We start from the raw sequence: 20,473 nt of genomic DNA on the forward strand, positions 1-20,473 counted from the left end.
TTTCATCCTTTGTGTAGTTTATAACATGATGGTCTGTGCAGACGTTTATCATTATAGGGACAACAACGCGCAGTGTAAAGGCAGGTGAACTGCTTTATTTGGATACTGCCACGTTCTCCTTGCCAAACTGTTTCCTTAGCTCTGCCAAGCATGCTGCACTTAATTCAAGAGAGTATGTCTCTGCCAGCTGATAGCTCTTGCGCGTTTCTTTTTGCACAACAATGACAGGTACGTTGCCAGGGTATGTTTTCGTATATTTCCGAAGCACTTCAAGCACTTGGTCTTCATCATCATAACGAATAAATAATCGCTGCTTACTTTGCTGAAGCTGGTCCTCATGGAATGGTCGTCCTTCTTGCAGAATGAGCTGCTTTTCTCCATTTCTTTCTTCCAATTTTCCAACTAAATCCAGCAATGCTTCTTCTTCTAAGAATCGGCCAATTTGCCGATGCAAATCGGGAAAAACTACCGCTTCCATTTCGCCTGTTTCATCACCTAACGTTAAGAACGCCATTGGCTGTCCTTTTTTCGTGCGGATGACGCGCTGCTGAAGTAAAACAGCGGTTAGTCGCACCTGCTTTTTTGGCGGCATGCTTTCGAGCTGTTGTACCGTTATATAGCCACTGCTGCGCAGGGTACTTCGATAGCTTGCGAGCGGATGACTGGAAATATACAGTCCGAGCACTTCTTTTTCGTACTTTAAAATTGCCATCGGTGAAAATGGTTCTTGCTCATCGTACGACGCTTCAAATTCTACTTCTCCGAGCAAGGAAGGCTGTTCGTAAAGTTCCTTGAATAATTCAGCTTGTTCCATTGCTTTGTCAATGGTAGCTAATAAAGATGCTCGATTGCTGTGTATAGAATCAAAGGCACCCGCCAGAATAAGCTGCTCTAAGGCGGTTTTGCTAATTGTGACGCGGATACAGAAGTCGAACAGATTTTTAAATGTTCCTTCTTTCCGGGCCGAGATAATTTCACGGACAACCTGAGCACCGATGCCCTTTATTGTCAGCATCCCCATTCGAATGTTCGTATACTCGACAGTGTATTTACCAAAGCTCTTATTTATGGAAGGAGGTAAAATATCAATTCCGCTTCCGCTTGCTTCCCGCATATACTGGCGGATTTTATCCGGCTGATTCGCAACACCGCTCATTAATTCAGCAAAGAAGCTGGCTGGGTAATGCGCTTTTAAATAAGCAAGCTGATACGCTAGATAGCTGTATGCAACTGCATGACTGCGGTTAAAACCGTAGTTGGCGAATTTAACGATCCAGGAAAATACTTCCTTGGCAGTATCGGCTGTGTAACCATTTTCTATACAGCCAGACAAGAAGCGGGATTCCTCTCGTTCCAGCACCTTGGCATCCTTCTTACTGACAGCTCGGCGCAGCATATCTGCCTCTCCCATTTTATAGCCAGCCATCGAAGCAGCAATCTGCATAATCTGCTCCTGATACACAAGTACTCCGTACGTTTTTTCCAGGATTGGAGCTAGATTTTCGTGCGGATAGCTGATTGTTTCTTCTCCATGCTTCCGCTTAACAAAGACAGGAATGTAACTCATCGGGCCTGGACGATACAACGCGTTGACGGCAACAATATCTTCAAATGAAGTAGGCTTCAGCTGCCGAAGTACTTGCTTCATACCGCTTGATTCAAACTGGAACACACCATTCGTTCGGCCATCGCGGAATAACTGAAACGTTATCTCATCATCAAGCGGGATACGGTCTAAATCGAGTGAAGGAGCTTGTCTGGCCACACTGGACAGCACTTGATCCATTAATGTAAGGTTGCGCAGCCCTAGGAAATCCATTTTTAAGATCCCCAGCTGCTCCAGTTCTTTCATGGCAAATTGCGTTAGCGCTACTTCATCATGCCCTTCGGTAAGCGGAACTGTGTTTACGAGCGGATCAGCACTAATTACCACGCCAGCCGCATGCGTTGACGCATGACGCGGCAGCCCTTCCAACTTCACTCCAATCCGGAATAAGCGTTTCAGCTGCTCCGATTCTTTCACATAAGCGGTTAGCTCCTCAGACGCTCGCAGTCCTTTCGATAAAGTAGGCGCATTAGTTGGAATTGCTTTTAACAGAAACGTTGCATCTGCTTGCGGTATTTCCATTGTTTTAATTAATTCACGCAGCAACGAACGAGCGGCGAACGTGCCGAATGTAATAATTTGCGCTACCCGATCTGCTCCATATTTGTTTTGTACGTAACGAATAACTTCATCTCGCCGATAGTCAGAGAAATCAATATCAATATCAGGCATTGTGATTCTTTCAGGATTAAGAAAACGCTCGAATAATAATTCGTAAGCCAGCGGATCAACAGCTGTAATGCCAAGCACATAAGCGACGAGAGATCCTGCAGCCGACCCCCGACCAGGACCGACTCGGATGCCTTGTTCCTTTGCATAGCGTACAAAATCCCAAACAATAAGGAAATAATCACTAAAGCCCATCTCTTTAATGACGCCCAGCTCATAAGCAATCCTGTCTTGTGCATCTTGACGATTGTGATATATCTCCGTTAGTTGCTGCTCGCATATACTTCTTAAATAAGCATCAGCCGTCTCTCCTTCTGGTACAGGATAAGCCGGCAAGCGTCGTTTGCCTATTTCAAGCTGCACGGTACAGCGCTCTGCAATGGCTCCGGCTTGAGTTAATGCTTGCTGCCACGTTTCACTTTGAGAAAGCTCCATCATTTCGGATTGGGTTCGTAAGTGGTACAGTGATGGAGAATCAAACGGTGTTGGCTGCCATGTGGCTCCTTCCTGCATTGCAAGTAAGCATTCATAAGCATCCCTATCTTCTTCCTCTAAATAGCGAACATCTCCGGTTGCTGTAAAGCGTACATCCGTCTGCTGCTGCCAGTTGATGAGTGTCTGCTCGTCCAGAAAGCGTACTTCATCAGGACTAATGCCAGCGTAAAGCCGCTCCCCATAAATCGCTCGCCAAGGCATGATATCCATTTGAATCAGCGTATGAGAAGGGACAATCGCAATGACTCCTTGTGCATACTTATCCAGATCAGACAGTGTCAGCCGTTCGGCGCTGCCGGACTGCAGAAAGGTGCTTATTTCAACAAGTCTTTGATACCCTGAATCATTTTCCGCCAATAAGAGAACTTTCATAACTTGTTCTTCTGCTTCAACTGGGACATGCACTCCGATAATTGGCTTTATATCAGCATCCAGGCAAGCAAGGTAAAATGGCACTGCGCCATGCATTACCCCATCATCCGCCAATGCCAACGTTTCAAAACCTGCTTCTTTAGCTTTACTTACTAACTGTGGAATTTTGATTGTACTTTGATAAAAACTGTAGCTGCTTCTGATTTGCAGATGTGTGAAATCCATACAACATTACCGCCCTTTTTTACACTAGCTCTATTATATACGAATTCCTTTCGACTTTGAAATGACTAACATAACTTGTCCATTACAGCCATAGGGTAGAAAAAGTACAAAAATAAAGGAGCTTCAGCATGGAAGAACGCGTAATCATTTCAATGATGCATTGTTATTTCATTGCATTAGGAGTTATGATCGGAGGCTGTTTCGTTGGCAGTATCGGAGCGTTTGCAACTGGCGAACCGCCATTGACAGCAATCAAACGTATTTCGAATGGGATAAGAATTTGGGCAATTATTGCTGCTATCGGCGGCACATTTGATGCTATTAGCAACTTCGAAAAAGGAATTTATCAAGGTGCAACATTTGATGTTATTAAACAGATTCTAATCATTGTGGCAGCGATGGGCGGTGTGAAAACAGCATTGCTGATTATTGGCTGGTTCGTTCAAGAGGATATTTCCTGATGCGGATTCCACCTCTTTATAAACAAGCTGGCTGGCAGCGCTTTTTAGTCGGTTTCTTCCTCGGCGGTATTATCTCTTACTTTGTTTATCTCTTCATGCATGGCACATTGTATGAAGAATGGGTCAAAGAAAAAGCCGAAATGGAAGGAACCATTCACGACCTGGAACGAGACATAGAAGTATTAAAAAATAACAATGAAGAAATAAATGAGCTTAAACAAGAGGGTATGGTTATTGATGAGATTACAGTACAGCTAGAAGCAGTTGAAAGTCTGGAACTGGATAAGCTGATTGAGCATGAATTAAAGGAAGCTATTAAAGAAGAAGCGCGGCATATGATTGGCAGAAGTGTCAACGGCGCGGTCCAAAGCACCCCGTTATTGCTCGGAGCAATCGAAAATAAAGAATACGAATTGGAAGGGTTTCGGTATAAGGTCGCTGTCAAGCAGCTGATCATTTCGGAGATCCTCTACTTGACAGTGACAGTGGAAACAGCTAATTAATTCCAGTCAAACTCGCGGCATACTTCTTGTAAGTCCCGCTCCAGGTTGGCCGCTTCATTCCAGCTGTATACGGTCGCCCCTGAGGCAAATGCATGACCGCCGCCATTATATTTTCCAGCCAAGCCATTGATTACAGGACCTTTTGAGCGAATACGCACTCTGATTTGTTCTTCTTCTTCTACAAAAAAGACCCATGCTTTAACGCCTTCCATATTGGCCATTGTTCCAACAAGCTGACTTGTTTCCAAAGACGTTACGTTGTAGGACGCTAAAATATCTTTGGTAATCCGGATGGACGACACGCCTGTTTCATGTACGGTGAAATGCTGGAGTATATAGCCTTGCAGTCTGGCAACATCTTGGCTGCTAGCATACAAGTTTTCATACAGATAGGTACGGTCAAATGCATACTCGACAAGCTCCCCGGCATAGCGGAACGTCTTTTCACTCGTTGACGGAAAAAGAAAACGGCCTGTGTCACCGACAATGCCTGCATATAACAGCATGGCACCACGTGTTGACAGCTGCAGGTCTGAATCAGACGCAAACAGCTCATATATCATCTCGCTAGTCGAGCTCGCTGTCGGAACTACCCACTGTATATCGCCATATTCATCGACTACTGGATGATGGTCAATTTTGATGATTTCTTTCGCTAACTTATATCGCTGATCGGATATTCGCGGCCGGTTCGCTGCGTCACAAACAATGACCAGCGCATCCTCGAACGCATGGTCCTCGATTGTATCCATTTTCGCAAGGAATGTTAGGGAAGGATCTTCATCACCTACGACCCACACCTGCTTTTCAGGATAGGAAGCCTTGATAATCTCGCACAGCCCTACTTGTGATCCGTATGCATCTGGATCCGGGCGGACGTGCCGATGTATGATGATTGTGTGATATGCTCTTATTTTCTCTAAGATATGTTTGTGCATCCTATCCTCCTCCATAACAGTACTGTTAGCGATCCAGCAGCTGCGCCATAAGCAGTGCCTTTGCTACAAGTGTTTTCTTGTTACTATACACTTCAACGTCCATTTTTGCCAACTTGCGCCCAACCTCTAGGATGCGCGGTTTAATTAAAATCGTACTCTCAAGCTGAACAGGGCGCAAAAAATAAACAGACACATTATCAACTACCATATCGCCTTTTTTCATTTTACGAACAAAACGACGGCTGGCTTCCGTAACGAATGTGGTTAAAACGCCTGTCGAAAGACTTCCTAGCTGGTTTGTCATTTGCGGTGTTACTTTTCCGCTGAATACAATGTCCGGCGCTTCGTCTTCGAGCAGCTCAATTTCCCTTGTAATGATATCTTCAATTGTTTCTCCGATTTGCGGCTGCAGCTGAATCTGCTGAAGTGCTTTTAGAACATCTTGTCTGGAGATAAGCCCTTGCAATTTATGCTGCTGGTCCACGACAGGAATTATCTCAATTCCTTCCCATACCATCATATGGGCTGCGTAAGCAAGCGTTGTGTGCGGCTGCACCGTGAGTGGATTTTTCGTCATAGCTTTTGCCACAGAGAGCTGTTTTTCTTTATTGATAATATCCTTGGAAGTAACCATCCCTGTTACCTTTTCCGTATCATTCGTAACGGGGTATCTTGTATGTGTTGTGTCAGCGTTATATGTATACCATTTTTCCAGCGTGTCTGTTTCCTGCAAATAATATGTATGGTCTAAAGGTGTATAAATATCTTCAACTACGATGATTTCTTTTTTTATCATCTGGTCGTAAATTGCCCGGTTAATCATTTCAGCGACTGTAAATGAATCGTAGCTTGTAGAAATGACAGGCAGTTCTTTTTCGTCAGCCAGCCGTTTAATGCGGTCATCTGTATCAAATCCACCTGTAATCAGGACGGCTGCACCCGCTTTAATCGCCAGTTCATGTGCCTCAATGCGGTTGCCGACAATAAGCAAGGCATCTTTTTGGGTATACCGCATCATGGCATCAAGCTCCATTGCCCCGATGACAAATTTATTTAATGTCTTATGCAAGCCATCTCTACCGCCAAGCACTTGCCCGTCTACGATACCTATAATTTCAGCGAAGGAAAGTCGGTCAAAGTTTTCTTTCATCTTTTTCTCAATGCGTACAGTCCCGACACGCTCAATCGTACTGACCAGTCCTTTGTTTTCCGCTTCCTTAATCGCACGATATGCAGTTCCTTCACTTACATTCAACTCTTTTGCAATTGCTCGAACGGATATTTTTCCGCCAACTGGAAGGTTTTCAATATATTTAATTATTTGATCGTGTTTTGTTGACATTCCTTCACCATGCTCTCATCTGTACTAATCATTATTTATCTATTGTTATTGTACAGTTTTTACGAGGAGGTTTCAATTTCAGAAGAAAATTAGCTGCTTCCACGCTAGTCTTTCAGTTCATTTATCAGTTTTTTACTATAACAGCTAAAAAAACAGCACCTTTTGGAAAGGTGCTGTTTTCTTTAGATTGTAAAGGATTGGCCAGGCTCCAAATGGACACCTTTACCCGGTTTAACTTTTTCTGCAAATGCTGCACCATCCTGCTCAATTAGCGGGAAAGTATTGTAATGCATCGGAATAACTTGTTTTGCCTTGACCCACTCAGCAGCAATTAATGCATCTTCCGGTCCCATGGTGAAGTTATCTCCAATCGGCAAGAAAGCAACATCTATGCTGTTTGTATCTCCAATTAGCTTCATATCAGAAAACAGCCCAGTATCTCCGGCATGATAGATTGTCTTTCCTTCAGCTGTAAATAATATCCCTGTCGGCATGCCCATATAATGCGTCTGGCCATCTTCGTCAGTGAAAGCGCTGCTGTGAAATGCTTGAGTCAGTTTGACACGTCCAAACTCAAAGTTGTACGCTCCACCAATTCCCATTGGGTGTGTGCGCAACCCTTTGCCTTCCAAGTAAACAGCCAGTTCATTTGGCGCTACGACAAGTGCACCTGTGCGTTTCGCTATGGAAACTGTATCTCCAACATGATCATTATGGCCGTGCGTCAGCAGAATGACATCCGGCTGGACTTCATCTGCATTCAAATCACATGTGCCATTTCCAGTGATGAATGGGTCGATTAGAATGGTATGTTTCTCGGTCACAATCTGTACAACAGCTTGTCCATGGAATGAAAGTTTCAAGTTTCCAACCCCTTTTCATTTTATCGCATCTAGTTTACCACAGTCACCATTGGAAGAAACGTGATACGTTTTTTGTTATAATAAGAAAAAAGGAGGCTAACTTATGCAACACAGAATTGATACACTTTTACGCCAACTAAAGGATAACCAAACAGACAGCGTGTTCATCACCTCCATGGAAAATGTATATTATGTGAGTAATTATTATACAGATCCGCACGAGCGACTTGTAGCTGTATTCGCCGATCAGAAGGATGCACCGCTGCTCATTTTGCCGGCAATGGAGAAAGAAGATGCCTTGAAGGCCGGCTGGAAAGAAGAAATGCTTACATACCATGACCATGAAGATGTATGGCAGTTGTTTAAAGCTTATTTAAAGGAACGCGGGCGCATGCCAGCATCCATGGGAATTGAGAAAGATCATATGTCTGTTATTCGCTTGGAAATGCTGCAGAAAATTTTGCCACAGGTATCCTTTGATGATGCAACAGAGTTCCTGCAGAACCAGCGCATCACCAAAGACAAGAAAGAATATACATTACTCAAACAAGCAGCTGTTTTAGCTGATTATGGGGTAAAGAAAGGAATTGAAGCGATTGCTGCCGGCAAAAGCGAACTGCAAATAACTGCCGAGCTGGAATATGCTCTGAAGCAAGAAGGTGTTACTAGCATGTCATTTGCCACAACTGTGCTTTCCGGAGCAAAAACTGCTTCTCCTCACGGTACGCCTGACGGCAAACAGATTGCACCTGGTGATTTGGTTCTGTTTGATCTCGGTGTGGTATTTGAAGGGTATTGCTCTGATATTACTCGCACTGTTGGTTACAAGCATGTAACAGCAGATCAGCAGCACATTCACGATACAGTGCGAGTTGCTCTCGAAAAAGCAACTGCAGCATCACAAGCCGGAACTGCTATCTCAGAGATTGATAAGGCTGCCAGAAGCCACATTGAACAAGCAGGATACGGTCAATATTTCACACACCGCGTCGGACACGGCTTAGGAATTGGCGTACATGAGTACCCATCACTTTCGAGCAATAACACGCAAGCAATGCAAGAAGGCATGTGCTATACAATTGAACCCGGCATCTATTTGCCTGGCGTTGGCGGTGTCCGAATTGAAGATGATATCTTCTTAACGAAAAACGGACCGGATGTACTTACTGCTTATCCGCGCGATTTGCAAATTATCGGTTAATAAAGAAAGAGCATCTGCTTATGCAGATGCTCTTGTTTTATGATAAAAGTAATGCACTAGCAGGCTTATAGACAAGATCATGCGCTTCTGCAACTGCTTGATACGTAACAAATCCATCTAACGTATTAATGCCTTTTGCCAAAGCAGGGTTATCTAAGCAAGCTTTCTTATACCCTTTGTTCGCCAGCTGCAGCGCGTAAGGTACCGTTACATTTGTCAATCCAATTGTAGAGGTACGCGGTACAGCTCCTGGCATGTTGGCAACAGCATAATGAAGGACGCCATGTTTGGCGTACGTAGGATTATCATGGGTTGTGATTTTGTCGGTAGTAGCAAAAATACCACCCTGATCAATGGCAACGTCAACGATTACGGAACCCGCTTTCATGCTTGCAATCATTCCGTCCGTGACAAGCTTTGGTGCTTTGGCTCCTGGTATAAGAACTGCACCAATCACCAGATCAGATTCTTGTACAGCTTCCGCAATATTTAATGGATTAGACACGAGTGTGTTAATGGTTTTGCCGAACAAATCATCCAGTTCACGCAATCGCTGCGGACTTAAATCAATGATAGTGACATCCGCTCCAAGTCCGACGGCAATTTTAGCCGCATTTGTACCAACAACACCTCCGCCGATAATGGTAACTTTCCCTCGTTTCACCCCAGGAATACCAGACATCAAAATGCCGCTTCCCCCGTAAGGCTTCTCCAAAAATTGCGCCCCGACTTGTGATGCCATCCTGCCTGCCACTTCACTCATAGGTGTCAGCAGTGGTAGGGAGTAATCCTCCAGCTGCACAGTTTCGTACGCTATTCCAACGACCTTCTTGTTGATTAACGCATTTGTCAAAGGACCTTCAGCTGCAAGGTGCAGATAGGTGAAAAGAATGAGACCTTCATAGAAATAACCGTACTCCTCTGGAAGGGGTTCTTTTACTTTCATAACCATTTCCTGCATCCACACTTCCTTCGCTGTCGGAAGTATTACAGCACCAGCTTGTTCATACTGTTCATCCGTAAAACCAGAGCCGAGACCTGCGCCGGTCTCAACGAATACGTCATGCCCTGCATCACGTAAGAGCGTAACACCAGATGGAGCCATCGCTACACGATTTTCACTATTTTTAATTTCCTTGGGTACCCCAATCTTCATGCCTGCTTCCCCCCATCTTATATGTAAAAGGAACTCACTTACTTTTTCAGTATACCATTTCTAATTGTCATGAAAACGCAAAAAAGAGCTGGTCCCATCAAGTCTGGGACCAGCTCTTTGCTAAATTATTTTGCTACAGTTTCAGAAAGACGAACTGTATCTCTGGCAATCATTACTTCTTCGTTTGTAGGAATGATAATAACTTTTACCGGAGAATGCGGGTATGTTAGGAATTGTTCTTTACCGCGAACATTATTCAATGCTGGGTCATAATAAACGCCCATGAATTCAAGACCTTTCAGTACGCGTTCACGTACTTCAGAACTGTTTTCACCAACGCCAGCTGTGAAGATAATTGCATCTACACCACTCATGCGCGCAGCATAAGAACCGATATATTTGTGAATTCTTTCAGCAAACACATCAAGTGCTAGCTCTGCACGCTCATCGCCTGCTTCAGATTTGCTCTCAATGTCTCGCAAGTCACTGGAGAAACCAGATAGTGCAAGCATTCCGCTTTCCTTGTTCAAGACATGCAGTACTTCGTCAGCAGTTTTGCCTGTTTTACGCATGATGAATGGAATCAAGGCAGGGTCAATGTTACCAGAACGAGTACCCATTGTTACACCTGCAAGCGGTGTGAAGCCCATAGATGTATCAACAGATTTACCGCCTTCGATCGCTGCGATACTTGCGCCGTTACCAAGGTGAGCAGAAATCAGACGAAGATCTTCTACTGGACGGTCAAGCAATTCAGCTGCACGCTGTGATACGTATTTATGACTTGTACCATGGAAACCGTATTTACGGATGCCATATTGTTCATAGTAGTCATAAGGCAGGCTGTAAAGATACGATTCAGGCGGCATTGTTTGATGGAAAGCTGTATCAAACACAGCAACCGCTGGAATGTTTGGCAGGATCTCTTTAAATGCGCGGATGCCTGTCAAGTTTGCCGGGTTATGCAAAGGTGCTAGCTCAGAAACTTCTGCAATCTCGTCCATTACTTGTTCTGTAATTACAACAGAGTCACTGAATTTCTCTCCGCCGTGAACAACACGGTGGCCTACGCCGTCAATCTCATCAAGAGATTTAATAACACCTGTAGAAGTAAGCTTCTCAAGAAGCATTTTTACAGCTTCTTCATGATTTTCAATATCTTTAGTTGTTTCATCTTTTTCACCATTGAATTTGATAGTGAAGATGGAATCTTTCAGTCCAATACGTTCTACTAGACCCACTGCCTTTACTTCTTCCTCAGGCATGCGGATTAGCTGGAATTTCAAAGAAGAACTACCAGCATTAATTGCTAGAATATTACTCAACATGTTCAGCCCCTTGTAAACTTTTACGTACTTCCCTATTTTACCTGTGTCGACAAGTCTTTTGCAAGATGTGTCGAGAACTTGTTTGGGATTTCATTAATTTTTTTAGTTTTTTAAACCAGATAACTCGTTATCGAACCAATCATTGATCTGCTTCAGGACATTGGACATGGCATTTGGATTTTTAAACGAAGGTAGCTGCACGAGTAGCGCTTGCTTCGGCGCTGTTGTTAGCGTCCCCTTTTTCTGCAAAATCAAAACGCTTTTCGCCTGAGATTCATTTTTGAACATACTATCAGGGAACTGCAGCAATCCGACAATATGTGCATGCTCCTGCAGGAATGCGTGCAAGGAGCGAGCTTGGTCACTTTCAAATAAGAAATTTGGAACGACAAAGAGCAGGTAGCCGCCTTCTTTCGTGTAATGCAAGCTTTGCTCGATGAATAAATGGTGAGAATACGAATGTCCTTCTTCTGCCTTCAACTCATACTGAGCTGCCTGGACATCATCAGGGTAATAACCTACTGGCAAATCACTTACAACAAGGTCAACTGGCTCCAGCAAAAATGGGCGTAAGCTGTCTTGATGGAAAAATTCAATTTGCCTTTCCTGCATATTCGCACTCATTACCGCCAGCTGAATCAAGGTTGGATCAACATCACTTCCGTATGCTTGTACTTCTTTTTCTACTTGGTTGAGCACAGCTGTGAGCAAATTACCTGTTCCAACTGCTGGATCAAACAAACGGAAATTATCATTTTTCCCAACTAGTTTATTCGTCAAATACCCAATTAGCATGGCAACGGTGTCAGGTGTCAGCATGTGCTGCTGCTGTGTTGCCCCTTTCATGCCTTTCAGAATTGCGAGCTGAATTCCTTTTCGAACTTCTTCTTTCTTATAGCCTTGTTTATCGAAAATGGCGGCATGTTTATCCAGCTGCTGCTTAACGAGCGGCTGATCTGTAAGCTCCGTTTCGCGATCAATTATATATTCCATTGCTGCACCTAGTGCATCAAGATAAGCTATGTTTTCACGTGTTTCCAGTGACTCAGCCATGTGGTCTAGCGCCTGGTACACTTTTTCTACATTTTGTTGTTCCACGTTCAAGTTCCTCCATTCCTCTACATCTGTCTTATTGTATCAAATGCTGCAGGCAGAAGCGAGAACAGGCATTTATGCAAGCAAAAAGCCCAGCCGAAGCTGAGCTTTTTAATCTTATTAAGAGACGAAATGCATCAATGCTGTTGCACCAATAACTGTTGCAGCACCACCAAGACGAGTGGAGATCTGTGCGAATGGCATTAAAGCCATACGACCAGATGCAGATAGGATCGCAACGTCACCTGTTCCGCCCAGTCCACTGTGACAAGCTGTTACGATACAAGACTCAACTGGGTACATCTTCATCAATTTACCGACAAAGTAACCTGTTGCAGCCATTGCGATAACAACAGACATACATGTTACAGCAAAGCCAATTGTGAATACGCTTGCTACATCTTCAAGTGGAATGAAGACAATCCCCAAACCGACCATTAGCGGCCATGTGAAGGCAGTAGATACAAACTTGTACAGCTGCTGTGCACCAGTTTGCAGTTTCTCCGGAAGTAAGTTCCCAGATTTAATAATTGTAGCAGCAACGATCATGATAATTGCTCCGGATAAAGTAAATCCAGCGAATACATGAATCCAATGTTCTACTACTCCACCAAGAACAAACAAACTCATTGCAACAAGGAGACCCGCTCCCATCAAGCTGAAATCAATTGATTTATTTGTGTTCTGTTTAGCAGCTTCCAATACTTTATCGCCTTTTTCAGAGCGAACAAGTTTGTCATGTCCAGCAAGTTCCGGACGTTTTTCACCAAGCTTTTTCATCAAACCAGCGATAATGATCGCACAAACGTTACCGATGATCGCAGCAGGGATAAGCTGAGAAACATATTCTCCAGCGCCACCGCCAAGAATACCTGCATAACCTGCAGATAAAGGAAGGATACCTTCACCGATACCACCAGCAATGATTGGTACAACGATATAGAAGAAAGCGTGATGTGCACTGTATCCGAACAGCATACCAACTAGGGTACCAACTGTTACGGCAGCAATAGTTCCTGTAACCAATGGGATGAACATGCGGATGAAGCCTTGAATAAGGACTGTCCGATTCATTCCAAGAATACTACCTACTACAAGACATGCGATGTAGAAATAAAGGAAGTTTGATCCGCTTGAAGTCATCAGCTGATCGACAGCTTCCAATGTTGTTGAGCTTAATGTGTTATAAAACACAAGTACAGAAGGAACGAACAACGATAGAATTGCTGGTCCTCCGATGCTGTTGAAATACGGAATTCGCTGCCCAATATCCCCTAGCAGCACTCCGATTACCATGATGACAGCAAATCCGCCAATCATGTCAGTAGGTAATTGGTTTGTGTATGCAGCAATAAGTACAATAATAGCTAAAACTATATACACAGGAAGTGGTATAACACCAACTTTCCAATCCATGACTTTTTTAAAGCCTTTTGGCTTATTGTCATGAGAATGGTTATCGCTTGTATGCGATTTCATTTCCATAGTATTTCCCCCTCTAAGTAGATACGACTATTCTAATTTAACCTAATTTACCTGTGTTATTATTTAACTAAACTAAATGTAATATAACTTTTGTAATTAGAAAAATCGAGCTGAATTACTTATTAAATTATTCACTAAACAGGCGCTTGTTATCCAAAAAACGTTGAAATGACCGAATATTTGAAAGAAAAGTTAATAATATAAATCTTTGTTTTCGGACAAGTTATTTTATGGAAGCCCTTTCAGTATCCGTTGTGAAAACATTAGAATTTAAGCAGTTTTTGTATCTTTACAATAAAAAAGGTCAAAATAAAGCTGGGACGCAACTGTTTATGCTATATAAAAATCCAAACAACACTGCAAGTAACAGCAGCGTCGTTTGGATTTTTGCATTGGAAGCGAAGATGAGAACAAGAAGCGATTGCCTTATCGGTATCTACTTTGATAGCCAATCTTATCCGGCGATAACAGTTAAAGTTGGAAAGGCAGCAGCCGTCTAGGGCTGCATTAAACAGTTTGAATCTAGTCATCGTTCGCTTTTAGGCTGAATTAACTTGTTTTGTCCCAGGCTTCTTCTTAAATATATTGACTGATATGATGCGATGTATTGGCATTAACGCGATATTTAAATACTGGTCGTCCGATACTGCCATAATGCATTTCCACTTCCAACAGCTGTACATCTTCCAAGAACTTCAAGTATTTTCGTACCGATACTTGAGACATTTCGGTTTCGTTGGCAATATCTTCTGTGGTGAAAAAGTTGTAACGGAAAGTGAGGATGCTATTCCATACTACCTTCAAAGTACTTCTGGTGAGTCCTTTCGGCAGCTGCATCATTTGTTCCTGTTCCGGCAGCAGCAGAAGCTGATTATCCAGTTCTTGCTGGGTCATTTCTTCTTTGTTGCTAAAGATAAGCTGGCGCTTGCGATAGCCGCTTAATGCATGCTGGAACCGATCAAATTCAAATGGTTTTATCAGATAGTCTACAGCTCCATACTGCAGTGCTTCCCGGATCATTGGTTTTTCACTGGCAGCTGAAATGATAATAGCGTCCACTTGATAGTCCCGTTTTCGTGTTTCTTTAAGTAATTCAATTCCATTCTTGCCTTTCATATAAACGTCCAAAAGCAGCAAGTCTACATCGTTTTGCTGAATAAAATCAAGCGCGTCCTTGTAATTTTGAACAGCACCTACTGCCGCAAAACCGCTCATTTGTTTCACATAGCGTTTATTTAATTCACTAACCATCGGGTCATCTTCTACAATGAGTACTTTAATCATTTATTGCATCCTCCTGTATATCATACGGCAGCTGGAGACTAAACGTCGTCCCTTCACCTAGTTCACTTGTCAGGACAAGGTAGCCGCCCAACTTCTGCACATAGTCTTCCACTTGATATAGTCCGAAACCACGGTCGCTACCTTTAGTAGAAACACCTTGTTTAAAAATCGTTTCCTGCTGTTCTTGACTAATTCCTTTGCCTGTATCGGTCAGCTCAAGAAATAGCTGGCCATCAGAAAACTTCATCGACAGCTGGACACGTTTTTCCGGCTGCTGATCGACTGCGTCTACAGCATTATTCATGAGATTACCTAAAATCGTAATTAGCATTTGATTTGTTTTTTCTGAAGTATTTGGTATTGTATCGCTGCAATCCACTTCAAGCTGTACGCCATTTTCCGCCATATAGCTCTTTTTTCCTAATAGGAAACCAGCTAATATTGGATTCTTCAAATAGTGAATCATCGCAATCGTAGCGGATCGTTCTTTACCGGCAACATTTTTCACATAACGTTCGAGCTGGTCATAATCTTCCAGTTCTAAAAGCCCAAGTATAACATGCAGCTTGTTCATAAAGTCATGCGTCTGCGCTCGCAGGGCATCTGCATACAGCATGGTATCTGTGAGCTTTTCATTTAAATGATTGTATTCTGTCCGGTCAATAAATGTAGCAATAGCGCCTGCTGTGTTTCCTTTGAGCTGGATTGGGATTTCGTTCATTACGAGCGCGAGACCGTTATGCTCTACTTGACGACCAATTATCGGTTTGTTCCAAGCAATAACTTGATGAAGCTTTGTGACAGGAAGCACATCATCCACTTGCCGGCCTTTCAGCTCTCCGCTGATTCCCATCTCTTCCAGCAATCTTTTAGCTTCTTTATTGACCATTTGAATCTTACCTTTTGTATCAACAGCTACCATACCATCTTTAATGGATTCGAGCATGGCAATTCGCTCACTAAGAAGCGCAGCAATTTCATCTGGCTCCATGCCGTGCATGATTTGCTTGATTTTCCGCGCAAGCAGCACTGCTCCAATAAGTCCGATTAAAAGACTTAATACCGTCGCTAAATACAATGGCATACGGTTGCTGCGGATAATCTCATTCAATTCATTCATGGTGATTCCGACAGCCACAACTCCGACTTGTTCTCCTTGCTCATTATAAATCGGCGAAAAGGCACGCAGACTTAACCCTAGCGTTCCTTTTCCTTTTGAGACGGATTCTTCTCCTGCCAAAGCCGATTTTTCATCTCCTCCGACAAAAGGATCCCCTATTTTATCTGGATCTGGATGACTTAAACGAATTCCGTCCATGTTCATGACAACAACAAAATCAGCGTTTGTGATTTGCATTGCTTGTTGCGTAAACTGCTGAAGCATTTCTGAATCTTGTTGATCTGCCGCTTGAACTACGGACGGATCAACCGCCATCAGCTTGGCTGTTTGTAGCACTTGCGCCCGTTCTTGGGACTTGATATTCTGGCTTGTCTCTATTCCAATCATAATAAATGTCGTTGTGACAGCAAGTATAACAACGACAAAAACGAGTGCGGTCATTTGCGTCCGCAGCTTTATCTTTTGTTTCAAGTATAACCTTCTCTCTTTCCGCTTTCCCGAATCAAGCTCATTTCTCTAAATTATAGCGGAATAATACAGGATTATAAACCAAAAAAAACCACCATGAGGTGGCTTTTTCCTAATACACGGTCTCATCATCAAAGCGCTGGGGCTTTTGCTGCTTCTTTTGCTTAGGATTTTGTTTCAGCATTTCTTGGATCTTCTCTACTGCTGCCGGAGCCGCCTCAATCAGTTTTTCATAAAGATGAGTCTGTTCATCCAGATGAATCATTTTCACGCCTTTATGACCTACAATTAAGAAAGCTATCGGTGTGATCGAGACACCGCCACCGCTTCCTCCGCCAAATGGCAGCTCATTATTTTCACTTTTTCCTTGGGAACTGCTTCCCTCAAACTCGCTTCCTCCGGCTGCAAAACCGAAACCAACACGTGATACAGTTAAAATAATACTCCCATCCGGCGTTTCAACCGGATCGCCAACAATTGTATTAACATCAATCATTTCTTTTAGATTTTCCATTGCAGTTTTCATTAACCCTTGAATTGGATGGTCTCCCATAGTAAGCCCCCTATCTTCTGACATTGGATATAATAGCTTGTATAGCTTTCCCAGTACGAAAAGACACTATGCACTGAAAGTTACTATGGAAGACAGCTGTATGAAATACCGGATTCACTTGGATATCAATTGGCTTGTTCACTTTTATATGCAACGATATAAGCTGCTGTACAATCCCTTTAAATGTCCAGACAACGCCTGCCAAAGCGGCGGCAGATGCAGCATCCGCTGTACCAACTGTTGTATGCCAGCGTAATTGATGTAATTCAGCTGTCCTCGTTATATGCAGCAAATAAGGAAAGGCGTGCCAAAGCTTACGCAGATCTTCTGTCATTGTATCAAGTGATTCTTTCAGTTCCTCAGCTGCTGCCGATTGAATTGGCTTTTGCTGGGAAAACCGTTTCTTATACACCACTATTCCAACTATACTTACTTTCATTCGCCAACGTTTTTCTTCGTAATAAATATGTAGCATAACATTTGCTGATAAAGTGATAATCAGAAGAACCAATACTATAATTGCGCCAATGATAATAGTCATCCACATGTCCAGCCCTCCCCTACCTATAGCATGGGTCAGCTTCATCGTTTTTACACAGAAAAAGGAGCAGCTGATGCTGCCCCTTTTGTGCCATTCATATGAAATTATCTGTTTAATTGCTCTTGTGCTGTACGTACTAGACGTTTTGTGATTTCTCCTCCAACAGAACCGTTGGCACGAGAAGTTTCGCTTCCGCCAAGCTGTACACCGAATTCCTGTGCAATTTCGTACTTCATTTGATCTAGAGCTTGCTGCGCTTGAGGTACTACTAGCTGATTGCTTGAGTTGTTGTTAGCCATTTGATGTCACCTCCTTGTACATGTAGCATGTGTCATCAAGGGAGGTAACATACAGATTATTTTAATGGGAAGTTCTTACAGCAAATCAGCGAATGGTGCTTTTTCTTCCAGCTCAGGAACAGCCGTAATAATTTCCGTTCCTTTTACGGCTTTTTCAATCTCCGATGAGAAATCAATTGTGCCTTCATACAAATGCACTTTCTCACGACGAGGCTTTGTTTTTGGTGAGTCTGGCACGAAAACGGTACAGCAGTCATCGTAAGGACGCGTGGATATGTCATAGGTGTCTATTTGCTTTGCAATATCGATGATCTCTGACTTGTCCATTGTAATAAGCGGTCGCAAAATGGGATAATTCGTTACTTCGTTAATCGTATGCATACTTTCCATCGTCTGACTGGCAACTTGACCGAGGCTTTCTCCAGATGTTAAAGACAAGATACCGTTTTGTTCCGCAATCCGCTCACTTATTTTGAGCATCATACGGCGCATAACGGTCATGCTGTAACCGAAAGGAATTTCTTGATGTACTTTCACCTGTAAATCGGTAAATGGTACAACATGAATTTTTACTTTCGCTCCAAATTTAGAAAGCGTCTGGGCCAAATCAATGACTTTCTGCTTCGCTCGTTCGTTTGTATAAGGAGGGGAATGAAAATGAATTGCTTCAATCTCAACACCACGTTTCATAGCCAAATATCCAGCTACTGGGCTGTCTATTCCGCCAGAGAGCATCAATAGTGTCTTTCCTGAGCTTCCAGCTGGCAATCCGCCAGGCCCTTTTATCTTTTGCCCTGTTACATAAGTTGCTTGCTCGCGAATTTCAACCATAATATCAACACCAGGCTTATGAACGTCCACAGGATAACCTTCACTGTTTTGCAAAACGTATGCGCCAATACGCTGATTCATTTCTTGCGAGTCAATCGGGAATTTCTTATTCGTCCGGCGGCACGATATCTTGAAAGAGGTGCCTGCCGGGTTGTCGAGCAGCAGCTGAAGCGCGGCTTGTTTGATTGCCAGTTCTTCATTCGCTGTCCGTATTGCCAAACTAAAGCTGTGAATACCGAAAATATGACGGCATGCTTCCACGATAGGTTCATGGTCTTCCCCGTGCAGATGGATATACATACGATCGCGCGTACGCTCCACTTTCGCTTTTCGATAAGATCTAATTTGATCTTTCACATTATGCTCCAGCTGTCTGGTAAAATGCTTCCGGTTCTTTCCCTTTAGTGCCATTTCTCCGTAACGTATTAATATATGATCATATTGCATTTGTTTATCTCATCACTTTCTTTAGTTGTGTTAGTGCTTCTTGCAGCACTACAAGGAAATATTTCACTTCTTCCATCGTGTTGTCATAAGAGAAACTAACACGAATTGCTGATTCTGCCTGCGCTTCAGGAACACCGCAAGCCAGCAGTACAGCACTGGCATCACTGTTTTTTGACGAGCAAGCCGACTTGGTTGATACATAAATATCTTTCTCCCCAAGTGCATGAACAAGTACTTCCGGCTTTAACCCAGGTACAGAGAAATTAACGATATGCGGTGCACCAGCGGGTGGAGAATGAAGGATAACATCTTCCATTTCCGCAAGCCCTTCCCATAGTTTTTCCCGCAATTCAAATAAACGAGCTGGCTGATTCTGTACATTTTCCGTCGCCAAACGGAAAGCCTTTACCATAGCTGTTATGCCCGGTACATTTTCGGTTCCGGAACGCAATGCCTGTTCCTGTCCGCCTCCGGAAAGCTGCGGCGCAATAAATATATCTTTGTCTTTAAAAAGTATGCCGCTTCCTTTCATGCCATGAAACTTATGCGCAGATAGTGTACAAAGATGAATATGGCTTTTCTTCAGATCCAGTTCTACCTTTCCCGCTCCTTGAACATAATCCACATGAAAGGAGATATTCGGATATTCTGTCAGCATCTTGCCGATGGTTTGAATTGGCTGAATTGTCCCAATCTCATTGTTCACGTGCATGACACTTACCAGTATTGTTTTGTCTGTAATGGCAGCTCTAATTTTATCTGCTGTAACATACCCGTATTTATCCACATCTACATACGTCACTTGGAAGCCTTGTTTTTCTAGTTCCGCACATGTTTCCAGAACCGAAGGATGCTCCACCGTTGTCGTAATGATGTGATTTCCGATTCTTTTCTTTCGGAATGCTGTTCCTTTTATCGCCAGATTATTTCCCTCTGTACCGCCCGAGGTGAAAATAATCTCATTTTCTCCAACACGGAGCAGTTGTGCTGCCTGTTTGCGGCAAGCAGTCAACAGCTGTTCTGCTTTGCCGCCCATACGATGAAGAGAAGACGGATTAGCGAAATACGTCTGCGCCGCTTCGGTATAGCTAGACAGCGCATCTCGATGCGGTCTGGTGGTCGCACTATTATCAAAGTAGATCATCGTCCATCTCTCCTCTGTTTCAAAACTGTCTTTTACTAAAATAAAGC

19 protein-coding genes are annotated in these 20,473 nt (G+C 43.3%); 4 read left to right on the plus strand and 15 right to left on the minus strand.

Translation table 11 applies throughout. From position 1 onward, the window contains the following. Positions 1-94: 94 nt before the first annotated feature. A complete protein-coding gene (dnaE, locus tag KS242_RS11770; protein ID WP_217321511.1) occupies positions 95-3,367 on the minus strand; it encodes a DNA polymerase III subunit alpha in 3,273 nt (1,090 codons plus the stop codon). 128 nt (positions 3,368-3,495) lie between these two features. Between dnaE and KS242_RS11775 the strand changes: the two genes are divergently transcribed. Then, the gene (locus KS242_RS11775) at positions 3,496-3,828 is read left to right on the plus strand and encodes a sporulation membrane protein YtrH (RefSeq protein ID WP_077308069.1); all 333 of its coding nucleotides are present in this window, start codon (positions 3,496-3,498) and stop codon (positions 3,826-3,828) included. After that, complete coding sequence (gene ytrI, locus KS242_RS11780) at positions 3,828-4,331, plus strand: sporulation membrane protein YtrI (protein WP_217321512.1); 504 nt, start codon at positions 3,828-3,830, stop codon at positions 4,329-4,331. Before KS242_RS11775 ends, ytrI begins: the two co-directional genes overlap by 1 nt. Here the strand turns inward: ytrI and KS242_RS11785 are convergent. From KS242_RS11785 to KS242_RS11795, 3 genes are all read right to left on the minus strand, one after another. After that, on the minus strand, positions 4,328-5,269 hold the full coding sequence (locus KS242_RS11785; protein WP_254391693.1) for a DHH family phosphoesterase: 942 nt from the start codon (positions 5,267-5,269) through the stop codon (positions 4,328-4,330). The genes ytrI and KS242_RS11785 overlap by 4 nt on opposite strands. Before the next feature lie 25 nt (positions 5,270-5,294). Beyond that, positions 5,295-6,611 carry a DRTGG domain-containing protein gene (locus tag KS242_RS11790; RefSeq protein WP_217321514.1) on the minus strand — a complete coding sequence of 439 codons (1,317 nt, stop codon included), beginning with the start codon at positions 6,609-6,611 and terminating at the stop codon, positions 5,295-5,297. A 182-nt stretch (positions 6,612-6,793) separates the two neighbouring features. After that, positions 6,794-7,474 carry a metal-dependent hydrolase gene (locus KS242_RS11795; protein ID WP_217321515.1) on the minus strand — a complete coding sequence of 227 codons (681 nt, stop codon included), beginning with the start codon at positions 7,472-7,474 and terminating at the stop codon, positions 6,794-6,796. Between the two features lie 103 nt (positions 7,475-7,577). On the opposite strand from KS242_RS11795, the gene KS242_RS11800 reads away from it, so the two are divergent. Continuing rightward, on the plus strand, positions 7,578-8,675 hold the full coding sequence (locus KS242_RS11800; protein WP_217321516.1) for a M24 family metallopeptidase: 1,098 nt from the start codon (positions 7,578-7,580) through the stop codon (positions 8,673-8,675). Positions 8,676-8,712: 37 nt separating this feature from the next. Here the strand turns inward: KS242_RS11800 and ald are convergent, their stop codons facing one another. The 4 genes from ald to KS242_RS11820 all read right to left on the minus strand — a co-directional run bounded on the left by ald (position 8,713) and on the right by KS242_RS11820 (position 13,739). Further along, entirely contained in the window at positions 8,713-9,831 is a 1,119-nt protein-coding gene (ald, locus tag KS242_RS11805) for an alanine dehydrogenase (RefSeq protein WP_217321517.1), read from the minus strand. 125 nt (positions 9,832-9,956) lie between these two features. Further along, positions 9,957-11,156, minus strand: coding sequence for an acetate kinase (locus KS242_RS11810; RefSeq protein WP_217321518.1), 1,200 nt, complete (start codon positions 11,154-11,156; stop codon positions 9,957-9,959). 105 nt (positions 11,157-11,261) lie between these two features. Continuing rightward, positions 11,262-12,257, minus strand: coding sequence for a class I SAM-dependent methyltransferase (locus KS242_RS11815; RefSeq protein ID WP_217321519.1), 996 nt, complete (start codon positions 12,255-12,257; stop codon positions 11,262-11,264). A gap of 117 nt (positions 12,258-12,374) precedes the next feature. Next, on the minus strand, positions 12,375-13,739 hold the full coding sequence (locus KS242_RS11820; RefSeq protein ID WP_217321520.1) for a 2-hydroxycarboxylate transporter family protein: 1,365 nt from the start codon (positions 13,737-13,739) through the stop codon (positions 12,375-12,377). A gap of 230 nt (positions 13,740-13,969) precedes the next feature. Here KS242_RS11820 and KS242_RS11825 point away from each other — a divergent pair, with 230 nt between their 5' ends. Beyond that, positions 13,970-14,239: a hypothetical protein gene (locus KS242_RS11825; protein WP_217321521.1), complete on the plus strand. Its 270-nt coding sequence runs from the start codon at positions 13,970-13,972 to the stop codon at positions 14,237-14,239. Between the two features lie 76 nt (positions 14,240-14,315). Here KS242_RS11825 and KS242_RS11830 read toward each other — a convergent pair whose 3' ends face one another. The 7 genes from KS242_RS11830 to KS242_RS11860 all read right to left on the minus strand — a co-directional run bounded on the left by KS242_RS11830 (position 14,316) and on the right by KS242_RS11860 (position 20,426). Further along, positions 14,316-15,023, minus strand: coding sequence for a response regulator (locus KS242_RS11830; RefSeq protein ID WP_217321522.1), 708 nt, complete (start codon positions 15,021-15,023; stop codon positions 14,316-14,318). Continuing rightward, entirely contained in the window at positions 15,016-16,614 is a 1,599-nt protein-coding gene (gene dcuS / locus KS242_RS11835; RefSeq protein WP_217321523.1) for a DcuS/MalK family sensor histidine kinase, read from the minus strand. The genes KS242_RS11830 and dcuS overlap by 8 nt, the downstream gene beginning before the upstream one ends. Before the next feature lie 109 nt (positions 16,615-16,723). Further along, entirely contained in the window at positions 16,724-17,164 is a 441-nt protein-coding gene (ytfJ, locus tag KS242_RS11840; protein WP_217321524.1) for a GerW family sporulation protein, read from the minus strand. Positions 17,165-17,174: 10 nt separating this feature from the next. Then, positions 17,175-17,711: a DUF2953 domain-containing protein gene (locus KS242_RS11845; RefSeq protein ID WP_217321525.1), complete on the minus strand. Its 537-nt coding sequence runs from the start codon at positions 17,709-17,711 to the stop codon at positions 17,175-17,177. A 98-nt stretch (positions 17,712-17,809) separates the two neighbouring features. Further along, entirely contained in the window at positions 17,810-18,004 is a 195-nt protein-coding gene (locus KS242_RS11850; RefSeq protein ID WP_077308043.1) for an alpha/beta-type small acid-soluble spore protein, read from the minus strand. 75 nt (positions 18,005-18,079) lie between these two features. Continuing rightward, the gene (gene thiI / locus KS242_RS11855; RefSeq protein ID WP_217321526.1) at positions 18,080-19,282 is read right to left on the minus strand and encodes a tRNA uracil 4-sulfurtransferase ThiI; all 1,203 of its coding nucleotides are present in this window, start codon (positions 19,280-19,282) and stop codon (positions 18,080-18,082) included. Between the two features lie 4 nt (positions 19,283-19,286). Beyond that, entirely contained in the window at positions 19,287-20,426 is a 1,140-nt protein-coding gene (locus KS242_RS11860) for a cysteine desulfurase family protein (RefSeq protein ID WP_217321527.1), read from the minus strand. Positions 20,427-20,473: the final 47 nt, after the last annotated feature.

Source organism: Terribacillus sp. DMT04, from assembly GCF_019056395.1.
In the GTDB taxonomy this organism is placed as follows: Bacteria; Bacillota; Bacilli; order Bacillales; family Amphibacillaceae; genus Terribacillus; species Terribacillus aidingensis_A.